This window comes from Vibrio coralliilyticus ATCC BAA-450 (assembly GCF_000176135.1).
Lineage (GTDB): Bacteria > Pseudomonadota > Gammaproteobacteria > Enterobacterales > Vibrionaceae > Vibrio > Vibrio coralliilyticus.
The window spans coordinates 1-4,502 of sequence record NZ_ACZN01000002.1 but is presented as its reverse complement, the minus strand read 5'-3'; the positions used below and the strand labels follow the sequence as shown (position 1 = coordinate 4,502).

Annotated in this window: 1 tRNA gene and 3 rRNA genes; all 4 read left to right on the top strand. The window is 49.6% G+C overall.

Annotated elements, in window-relative coordinates:
* Positions 1-23: 23 nt before the first annotated feature.
* Positions 24-99 (top strand) — tRNA-Ala (locus VIC_RS00050).
* Between the two features lie 278 nt (positions 100-377).
* Positions 378-3,266, top strand: a 23S ribosomal RNA gene (locus tag VIC_RS00045).
* A gap of 90 nt (positions 3,267-3,356) precedes the next feature.
* Positions 3,357-3,472 (top strand): 5S ribosomal RNA (gene rrf / locus VIC_RS00040).
* A gap of 317 nt (positions 3,473-3,789) precedes the next feature.
* A 16S ribosomal RNA gene (locus tag VIC_RS00035) occupies positions 3,790-4,502 on the top strand; the annotation flags it as partial.

Below are 4,502 nucleotides of genomic sequence, written 5' to 3'. Positions count from 1 at the left end.
GGCAACAGTATCGACACCTTGATGGGGCTATAGCTCAGCTGGGAGAGCGCCTGCCTTGCACGCAGGAGGTCAGCAGTTCGATCCTGCTTAGCTCCACCATCTTTAAGTGTTCTTGAAAAAGAATCTTTAAAAATGGTTCATTTATGAATCTAGCTCTTTAACAATTTGGAAAGCTGACGAATAACAACAATCCCCATCTCTTTGAGATGCGTTGTTATTCAATAAAAGTTCTCAAATCCTAATGACTTGTTCATTAGGTACCAACACACATTCAAGTGTTCTTGGAAATTTGAGTCCGGCAAAATCGAGTCTGCATCATGTTTAAATAATGGCAGACAACTTTGGTTGTTTGACGTAAAGACCCTTTGGGGTTGTATGGTTAAGTGACTAAGCGTACACGGTGGATGCCTTGGCAGTCAGAGGCGATGAAGGACGTATTAACTTGCGATAAGCCCAGATTAGACAGTAAAAGTCATTTGAGTCTGGGATTTCCGAATGGGGAAACCCACCTGCATAAGCAGGTATCATTATCTGAATACATAGGGTAATGAGGCGAACCGGGGGAACTGAAACATCTAAGTACCCCGAGGAAAAGAAATCAACCGAGATTCCGAAAGTAGCGGCGAGCGAAATTGGACTAGCCCTTAAGCCTTTAATGCGTCAGGTGAAAGTTCTGGAAAGTTCTGCGATACAGGGTGATAGCCCCGTAACCGACAGCGCATTTTAGGTGAAATCGAGTAGGGCGGGACACGTGATATCCTGTCTGAATATGGGGGGACCATCCTCCAAGGCTAAATACTACTGACTGACCGATAGTGAACCAGTACCGTGAGGGAAAGGCGAAAAGAACCCCTGTGAGGGGAGTGAAATAGAACCTGAAACCGTGTACGTACAAGCAGTAGGAGCACCCTCGTGGTGTGACTGCGTACCTTTTGTATAATGGGTCAGCGACTTATATTCAGTAGCAAGGTTAACCATCTAGGGGAGCCGTAGAGAAATCGAGTCTTAACTGGGCGTCGAGTTGCTGGATATAGACCCGAAACCAGGTGATCTAGCCATGGGCAGGTTGAAGGTTGAGTAACATCAACTGGAGGACCGAACCGACTAATGTTGAAAAATTAGCGGATGACTTGTGGCTAGGGGTGAAAGGCCAATCAAACCTGGAGATAGCTGGTTCTCCCCGAAATCTATTTAGGTAGAGCCTCGGACGAATACTACTGGGGGTAGAGCACTGTTAAGGCTAGGGGGTCATCCCGACTTACCAACCCTTTGCAAACTCCGAATACCAGTAAGTACTATCCGGGAGACACACGGCGGGTGCTAACGTCCGTCGTGGAGAGGGAAACAACCCAGACCGCCAGCTAAGGTCCCAAATTACAGCTAAGTGGGAAACGATGTGGGAAGGCTTAGACAGCTAGGATGTTGGCTTAGAAGCAGCCATCATTTAAAGAAAGCGTAATAGCTCACTAGTCGAGTCGGCCTGCGCGGAAGATGTAACGGGGCTAAGCTGTAAACCGAAGCTGCGGCAATGCATTTTATGTATTGGGTAGGGGAGCGTTCTGTAAGCCGTTGAAGGTGTGTTGTAAAGCATGCTGGAGGTATCAGAAGTGCGAATGCTGACATGAGTAACGATAAAGGGGGTGAAAAACCTCCTCGCCGGAAGACCAAGGGTTCCTGTCCAACGTTAATCGGGGCAGGGTAAGTCGACCCCTAAGGCGAGGCCGAAAGGCGTAGTCGATGGGAAACGGGTTAATATTCCCGTACTTCTTACAATTGCGATGGGGGGACGGAGAAGGCTAGGTGGGCCTGGCGACGGTTGTCCAGGTTCAAGTGCGTAGGCTTGAGAGTTAGGTAAATCCGGCTCTCTCTAAGGCTGAGACACGACGTCGAGCTACTACGGTAGTGAAGTCATTGATGCCATGCTTCCAGGAAAAGCCTCTAAGCTTCAGATTGTAAGGAATCGTACCCCAAACCGACACAGGTGGTCGGGTAGAGAATACCAAGGCGCTTGAGAGAACTCGGGTGAAGGAACTAGGCAAAATGGTACCGTAACTTCGGGAGAAGGTACGCTCCTGTCGGTGAAGTCCCTTGCGGATGGAGCTAACGGGAGTCGCAGATACCAGGTGGCTGCAACTGTTTATTAAAAACACAGCACTGTGCAAAATCGTAAGATGACGTATACGGTGTGACGCCTGCCCGGTGCCGGAAGGTTAATTGATGGGGTTAGACGTAAGTCGAAGCTCTTGATCGAAGCCCCGGTAAACGGCGGCCGTAACTATAACGGTCCTAAGGTAGCGAAATTCCTTGTCGGGTAAGTTCCGACCTGCACGAATGGCGTAATGATGGCCACGCTGTCTCCACCCGAGACTCAGTGAAATTGAAATCGCTGTGAAGATGCAGTGTACCCGCGGCTAGACGGAAAGACCCCGTGAACCTTTACTACAGCTTGGCACTGAACATTGACCCTACATGTGTAGGATAGGTGGGAGGCTTTGAAACCGGTACGCCAGTATCGGTGGAGCCGTCCTTGAAATACCACCCTTGTAGTGTTGATGTTCTAACTTAGACCCATTATCCGGGTTGAGGACAGTGCCTGGTGGGTAGTTTGACTGGGGCGGTCTCCTCCCAAAGAGTAACGGAGGAGCACGAAGGTGGGCTAATCACGGTTGGACATCGTGAGGTTAGTGCAATGGCATAAGCCCGCTTGACTGCGAGAATGACAATTCGAGCAGGTGCGAAAGCAGGTCATAGTGATCCGGTGGTTCTGTATGGAAGGGCCATCGCTCAACGGATAAAAGGTACTCCGGGGATAACAGGCTGATACCGCCCAAGAGTTCATATCGACGGCGGTGTTTGGCACCTCGATGTCGGCTCATCACATCCTGGGGCTGAAGTCGGTCCCAAGGGTATGGCTGTTCGCCATTTAAAGTGGTACGCGAGCTGGGTTTAGAACGTCGTGAGACAGTTCGGTCCCTATCTGCCGTGGGCGTTGGAAGATTGAAGGGGGCTGCTCCTAGTACGAGAGGACCGGAGTGGACGAACCTCTGGTGTTCGGGTTGTCATGCCAATGGCATTGCCCGGTAGCTAAGTTCGGAATCGATAACCGCTGAAAGCATCTAAGCGGGAAGCGAGCCCTGAGATGAGTCTTCCCTGACCCCTTGAGGGTCCTAAAGGGTTGTTCGAGACTAGAACGTTGATAGGCAGGGTGTGTAAGCGTTGTGAGGCGTTGAGCTAACCTGTACTAATTGCCCGTGAGGCTTAACCATACAACACCCAAAGGGTTTTGATGGACTCAAAGCAAGAACAGATTGAATGTGTTGAGAACACATGAACAGCTTTCCGAATTAAAGAATTTGCTTGGCGACCATAGCGTTGTGGACCCACCTGATTCCATGCCGAACTCAGAAGTGAAACGCAATAGCGCCGATGGTAGTGTGGGGCTTCCCCATGTGAGAGTAGGACATCGCCAGGCTTTAAATTCGACTTTGCTTATCTATTAAGCAAGTCACCATAAAGTTCTAATCTTTTTTAGAGTTTTATGTTGACTTCAACAGTCAGTCGCGTAATATACGCGTCCTGCTTAGGTGCTAAGGCACTGAAAGCACAGCTCTTTAACAATATAAACCTATCAATCTGTGTGGGCACTCGTTGATGATAATCCAATTCGATACTTCGGTATCAAATTAGGTTTCAATGATACGAAGTGACCATTGAATCTTCGGATTCAGCACAGTCAATTCAAACATTACTTATGTAATGTTCAGTATTCATTGAGCCGAACAAAATCTTAAATTGAAGAGTTTGATCATGGCTCAGATTGAACGCTGGCGGCAGGCCTAACACATGCAAGTCGAGCGGAAACGAGTTGTCTGAACCTTCGGGGAACGATAACGGCGTCGAGCGGCGGACGGGTGAGTAATGCCTGGGAAATTGCCCTGATGTGGGGGATAACCATTGGAAACGATGGCTAATACCGCATAATAGCTTCGGCTCAAAGAGGGGGACCTTCGGGCCTCTCGCGTCAGGATATGCCCAGGTGGGATTAGCTAGTTGGTGAGGTAATGGCTCACCAAGGCGACGATCCCTAGCTGGTCTGAGAGGATGATCAGCCACACTGGAACTGAGACACGGTCCAGACTCCTACGGGAGGCAGCAGTGGGGAATATTGCACAATGGGCGCAAGCCTGATGCAGCCATGCCGCGTGTATGAAGAAGGCCTTCGGGTTGTAAAGTACTTTCAGCAGTGAGGAAGGTGGATGTGTTAATAGCGCATTCATTTGACGTTAGCTGCAGAAGAAGCACCGGCTAACTCCGTGCCAGCAGCCGCGGTAATACGGAGGGTGCGAGCGTTAATCGGAATTACTGGGCGTAAAGCGCATGCAGGTGGTTTGTTAAGTCAGATGTGAAAGCCCGGGGCTCAACCTCGGAATTGCATTTGAAACTGGCAGACTAGAGTACTGTAGAGGGGGGGTAGAATTTCAGGTGTAGCGGTGAAATGCGTA